This is a genomic window from Corallococcus llansteffanensis (assembly GCF_003612055.1).
Taxonomy (GTDB): Bacteria; Myxococcota; Myxococcia; order Myxococcales; family Myxococcaceae; genus Corallococcus; species Corallococcus llansteffanensis.
This window is the reverse complement of sequence record NZ_RAWB01000649.1, coordinates 1-5,201: the sequence shown is the minus strand read 5'-3', so window position 1 is coordinate 5,201 and position 5,201 is coordinate 1. Positions and strand designations below refer to the sequence as shown.

Genomic DNA, 5,201 nt, shown 5'->3' with positions numbered 1-5,201 from the left:
CTCCTCTTCCTCCGCCTACGTCCCTCCCCGCACCCCCACCGAGGAACTCCTCACCCAGGTATTCGCCGAGGTGCTGGGGATGGAGCGCGTCGGCATCCGGGACAACTTCTTCGCGCTGGGCGGCCACTCCCTGCTGGCCGTGCGCCTCATGGCCCTGCTGCGGGAGCGGACCGGTCGCGCGCTGCCCCTGTCCGCGCTCTTCCAGGGCGCCACCGTCGAACAGCTCGCCGACCGGATGGAGCCGTCGTCGGAGGCCGCGCCGCGCACGCCCAACATCGCGCGGCTCGACACCGGCGACTCCCAGCGCCGGCCACTGTTCCTCGTCCACGGCGGTGGCGGCGGCGTGCTCAGCTACGCCGACCTCGTCCGCCACCTGGGCAATGACCGGCCCATCCACGGCTTCTTCGCCCCCGGACTGGAGGGTGGAGAGCTGCCGCCCGGGTCCATGGAGTCCCTGGCCCGCATCTACGTGGATCAGATGCGCGACGTGCAGCCCCACGGCCCCTACCGACTCGCGGGCTGGTCCCTCGGCGGACTCGTGGCGTACGAGATGGCGCGCCAGCTCCAGGCCCAGGGCGAGCTAGTCGAGCTGCTCGCGCTGATCGACAGCATCGCTCCCTCGGGCCAGCCGGAGCCCGAGCCGCCGCCGCTGGTGCGCCTGGCGGGCTTCGCCCGCATGGTCGGACTGCCCCTGAAGGACGCTCCGGCGGAGGCGCTGGAGGAGCTGAACGGCACGCACGGACCGGAGCTGCTCACGCGGATGCTGGACGTGGTGCGCCAGCTCCCCGCCGCGGGAGGCCTGGAGCCCGCCCAGATCGAGCGCCTCTTCGCCGTCCACGAGCGCCTGTCCGAAGCGCATCGCGGCTACGTGCCTCCCAGCCTCTACGGAGGCTCCGCCGACTTCTTCCAGGCGGCCTCGCACGCGAGCGCGCCCACGCGGGACGCACACAAGCCCTGGACGGAGTGGATCACGGGCGACGTGGCCGTGTCCGAGGTGCCCGGCGATCACCTCACCCTGCTGCAGGCGCCGAACGTCGCCACCCTGGCGGAGAAGCTCTCGGAGCGGCTGCGCGAACTCGAAGCCCGCGAGCAGTAGGCGTCTCGGGCTCCGGCTCCAAGCGCTCGCTCTGGAACCGGAGCCTTCACGGGCTCCGGGCCCCCGGTCGCGAGGTCTGGCGGAATCCGGGGAAGACGGGAGCCGTACTGTTCGCCAGTGTCCGGGGTGTTCTACACAGCGGGCGCCTTCACGCTGTGTCCACCGGGTCCGGGAGGCTCCCCACCCCACGAAGCACTTCGTCGAACGTCTACCTGGACATCAGCGGCTACCAGAGCACGCTGCGGGCGGACGGCGCGGCGACGGTGGTGAAGAAGGCCGTCTCGCGCGGCATCAACCACAAGGTCCTCTTCGGGACGGACTGGCCGGTGCTGCGGCTGAAGGACACCCAGGAGGGCTTCGTGACGGCCGTCACCGCCGACGACTCCCCCCTGAGCGACCTGAACGCAACCTCGTCCTCTTCGGGAACATCGAGCGCCTGCGCTCCACCGCCGTCGTGCGCTGACCGTTCCCGTCCTGAGGGGCGTGGTGCCTAGCCGCGGGCGCGCTGTGGAACGGCCCGCTCGCGGAAGAACTGGAGCGTCTGGCGGAGGCCCTCGGCGAGCTGCACCTTCGGCTCCCAGCCCAGCACCTTCTTCGCGAGCGACGCGTCGATGCAGGAGCGCATCTGCTCGCCCGGCTTGCCCGGCGCGTGCGTGACCTGAGGCGCGCTGCCGCCCGCCTGCGCGATGAGCTCGTAGAGGCGGTTGATGTCCGTCTCCACGCCGGTGCCGATGTTGGCGGCGCCCACGTAGTCGCTCTGGAAGGCCAGGTAGTTGGCGCGCGCCACGTCCGGACCGAAGACGAAGTCACGCGTCTGCTTGCCCTCGCCGAAGATGGTGCAGCCCTGCCCCGCGATGACGCGCTGGCTGAAGATGGCCACCACGCCCGCCTCGCCGTGCGGGTTCTGCCGGGGGCCGTACACGTTGGCGTACCGGAGGGCGACGTAGGGCACGCCGTACTGGGCGCGGTAGTAGCCCAGGTACAGCTCGCCCGCCGCCTTGGAGACGCCATAGGGCGACACCGGCCGCGTGGGGTGGCCTTCCGTGGCGGGGAAGAAGTCCTGCTCGCCGTAGATGGCGCCGCCGGTGGAGCTGAAGATGACCTTCTTCACGCCGCTGTGACGCGCGGCCTCCAGCAGGTTGAGCATGCCGCGGATGTTCACGTCCGCGTCGAAGCCGGGGTCGTCCACGCTGCGGCGGACGTCCATCTGGGCGGCCAGGTGGCAGAGGACCTGGGGCTTCTCCGCGCGGATGAGCTCCGCGGCCTCGCGGCTGCGGATGTCGTGCACGGCCAGGCGCACGCGCGGATCCAGGTTCTCCTTCTTGCCGCCCGACAGGTCGTCCAGCGCGATGACCTCGTGGCCATTGCGCAGGAACTCATCGCACACGTGCGAACCAATGAAGCCCGCTCCGCCCGTTACCAGGACTTTCACGCCGTTCTCCCCAGGGCCGGCCCGCCCACGGGGGCCGGGCCGTCCAAACCGTCGCGCTCACTCGCGCGCGGCCAACCTAAGCTCCAGGGGGACGCCCGGCAACCTCTCGGAAGTACGCGATGGTCTCCCGCAGACCCTCTTCCAGGGAAACCTTCGGCTCCCAGCCCAGCAGGGTGCGCGCGCGGGTGATGTCCGGCTGACGCTGCTTCGGATCATCCTTGGGCAGCGGCTGGTAGACGATCTGCCTACCTCCACCCGCCGCCTCGCGCACGGCCTCCGCGAACTGCTTGATGGTCATCTCGCGCGGGTTGCCGATGTTCACCGGGCCCCGGACGTCCGACAGCACCAGCCGGACGAGGCCGTCCACCAGGTCCTTCACGTAGCAGAACGAGCGCGTCTGGCTGCCGTCACCGAAGACGCTGAAGTCCTCGCCCTTGAGCGCCTGGCCCACGAAGGCGGGCACCACGCGGCCGTCGTTGAGGCGCATGCGCGGGCCGTAGGTGTTGAAGATGCGCACGATGCGGACGTTGACGCCCCGGCTGCGCTCGTAGGCGGCGCTGATGGCCTCCGAGTAGCGCTTGGCCTCGTCGTAGACGGAGCGCGGCCCGATGGGGTTCACGTTGCCCCAGTAATCCTCCTTCTGGGGGTGCACCAGCGGATCGCCGTAGACCTCCGACGTGGAGGCCATGAGGAACACGGCCTTCTTCTTCTCCGCCAGCTTCAGCGCGTTCTCCGTGCCGATGGAGCCCACGCGCAGCGTCTCCAGGGGGAGGTTCGCGTAGTCGATGGGCGACGCGGGCGACGCCATGTTGAAGACGAAGTCCACCGGGCCCTCCACCTCCAGGCCGTCGATGATGTCCTGCTTCACGTAGCGGAAGCCCGCGCGCGGCTTGAGCGTGCGCACGTTCTCTTCATTGCCGGTGATCAGGTTGTCCACGGCGAGGACGGCTTCGGCGCCGTCATCCAGCAGCCGCTCACACAGGTGCGAGCCCACGAATCCGGCCCCACCCAGCACCACCGCCCGCTTGCCACGCATGCTCGTCACGTCACGCCTCGTTCTTCAGGAGAGTTCGTCGAAGGTCGACTGGCCCGGCAGCTGCGCCTTGTACTTCTCCAGCACCAGGTCGATGCCCTGCCGGATGTACTCGGCCACGGGCACCTTCGTCTTCTGGTTCAGCGCCTTGAGCAGTTCGTTCTGCTCCGGAGTGATGTAGATGGTGGTGCTGACTTTCTTTCGGGCCATGGCGATACGTGAAAATATATGGAATGACGTGGCCTGCGAAAGCACGGAGTGCGAACGGCGCGAACAAGGCGCCCTGCCCGCCCGGGAGGCATCGTGATTCCTAGCAACCGCCTGTTTTTCCTGGGCTTCCTCGCGCTCAGCCCGCTGTCCGCCTGCAAGACGTCGCAGTCCTCGGAGACCCCTGACGCGGTGCGCAAGCGTCCGGAGGCGGAGGCCATCCGGGGAAAGCCGGCCGCCGGGGAGACCGTCACGGAGCTGGACGCGAACGGCGACGGGCGCACGGACGTGTGGGAGTTCCGGCTGAAGGACGTCGTGACGCGCAAGGAGCTGGACCTGAACTGGGACGGCCGCGTGGACGTCACGCAGTTCATGGATCCGCAGGGCGCGAAGGTCCGCGAGGTGATGGACCTGGACTACGACGGCAAGGTGGACGCCACGTACTCCTACACCGAGGGCAAGCGCACCAAGGGCGAGCGCGACCTGGACGGCGACGGACGGCCGGACTCGTGGCTGTACTACGAGAACGACACGCTCGTGCGCAAGGAGCGCGACGCCAACCACGACGGCCGCGTGGACTACTGGGAGTACTGGGAGGGCGGTCAGGTGGACCGCATTGGCGAGGACCTGGACGGTGACGGCACCGTGGACCAGTGGACCCGCAACCCCACGGGGAAGCCTGCTGCCCCGTGAGGGGGTGACGGCGGACGGCTAGGCCTTGCTGGTGCCGGCGCGGCCGTAGGAGTCCTCCAGCCGCACGACGTCGTCCAGCTCGGGGGTGCTGACCTCGAGGATGTCGCAGTCGGTGATGGCGACCATGCGGTGCTTGGTCAGCGGCTTGATGTGGTAGCTCTCACCGGGGTTCATCTCCTTCTCGATGAGGCCCTGGCCTTCGTCGACCACGAAGAGCAGCTTGCCGCTCTGGACGTGGATGGTCTCGTCCTTGCGGTTGTGGAACTGGAGGCTGAGCTTGTGCCCGGCCTTCACGTGCAGGAGCTTGCCCACGTAGCGCTCCGTGTGGGCCCAGATCAGCTCGTGGCCCCAGGGCTTCTCCACCCGCTTCGTCGTCGTCATGGTGCTTCTTCTCTTCCTTGCCCAGCGCTAGTTCGTGCCGGCCACGTAGGCGTCGAGCTGGGTTTCGCGCTTGAAGTCCGTCAGGTACCGACCGGCCGCCTCCTTCGAGGCGAAGCTGCCCATCCGGACGCGGTACCAGGTGCCCTTGCCGGGCACTTCCGCCGCCAGGATATACGGGGCATAGCCTCGGTCGCGCAACCGGGCGGCGAAGCGGTCGGCGTCCGGACGGCTCTGGAAGGCGGAGAGCTGGAGCGTGAACGCCCCGCCCTTCACGGCCTCCGCGGGGCGCGGGGGGGCCGCGGGCAGCTGCTGGGCTCGGGCGATGGCTTCCTTCATGCCCCCGTCACGCGCGGCGGTGC

General features: G+C 69.3%; 8 protein-coding genes. 3 read left to right on the top strand and 5 right to left on the bottom strand.

Features of this window, described 5'->3' with window-relative positions; all coding sequences use genetic code 11:
- Together D7V93_RS37335 and D7V93_RS37330 are read left to right on the top strand one after the other, a co-directional pair.
- Positions 1-1,096, top strand: a 1,096-nt coding sequence (locus D7V93_RS37335; protein WP_147451542.1) for a thioesterase domain-containing protein, incomplete at its 5' end; no start/stop codon positions are given.
- A 155-nt stretch (positions 1,097-1,251) separates the two neighbouring features.
- Complete coding sequence (locus tag D7V93_RS37330; protein ID WP_120647875.1) at positions 1,252-1,590, top strand: amidohydrolase family protein; 339 nt, start codon at positions 1,252-1,254, stop codon at positions 1,588-1,590.
- Here the strand turns inward: D7V93_RS37330 and D7V93_RS37325 are convergent.
- The 3 genes from D7V93_RS37325 to D7V93_RS37315 form a co-directional block, all read right to left on the bottom strand.
- On the bottom strand, positions 1,587-2,528 hold the full coding sequence (locus D7V93_RS37325) for an NAD-dependent epimerase/dehydratase family protein (RefSeq protein WP_120647874.1): 942 nt from the start codon (positions 2,526-2,528) through the stop codon (positions 1,587-1,589). The two genes, D7V93_RS37330 and D7V93_RS37325, sit on opposite strands and share 4 nt — an antisense overlap.
- A 76-nt stretch (positions 2,529-2,604) precedes the next feature.
- On the bottom strand, positions 2,605-3,564 hold the full coding sequence (locus tag D7V93_RS37320; protein WP_120615978.1) for a UDP-glucuronic acid decarboxylase family protein: 960 nt from the start codon (positions 3,562-3,564) through the stop codon (positions 2,605-2,607).
- Positions 3,565-3,588: 24 nt separating this feature from the next.
- Positions 3,589-3,771 (bottom strand): ribbon-helix-helix domain-containing protein, encoded by a 183-nt coding sequence (locus D7V93_RS37315; RefSeq protein ID WP_120530896.1) that lies wholly within the window; start codon positions 3,769-3,771, stop codon positions 3,589-3,591.
- A 93-nt stretch (positions 3,772-3,864) separates the two neighbouring features.
- Between D7V93_RS37315 and D7V93_RS37310 the strand changes: the two genes are divergently transcribed.
- On the top strand, positions 3,865-4,461 hold the full coding sequence (locus tag D7V93_RS37310) for a hypothetical protein (protein ID WP_120647873.1): 597 nt from the start codon (positions 3,865-3,867) through the stop codon (positions 4,459-4,461).
- An 18-nt stretch (positions 4,462-4,479) separates the two neighbouring features.
- Here D7V93_RS37310 and D7V93_RS37305 read toward each other — a convergent pair whose 3' ends face one another.
- Together D7V93_RS37305 and D7V93_RS37300 are read right to left on the bottom strand one after the other, a co-directional pair.
- Positions 4,480-4,842, bottom strand: a complete 363-nt coding sequence (locus D7V93_RS37305; RefSeq protein WP_120530894.1) for a cupin domain-containing protein — start codon at positions 4,840-4,842, stop codon at positions 4,480-4,482.
- Between the two features lie 27 nt (positions 4,843-4,869).
- Positions 4,870-5,201, bottom strand: a 332-nt coding sequence (locus D7V93_RS37300) for an SPOR domain-containing protein (RefSeq protein WP_147451541.1), incomplete at its 5' end; no start/stop codon positions are given.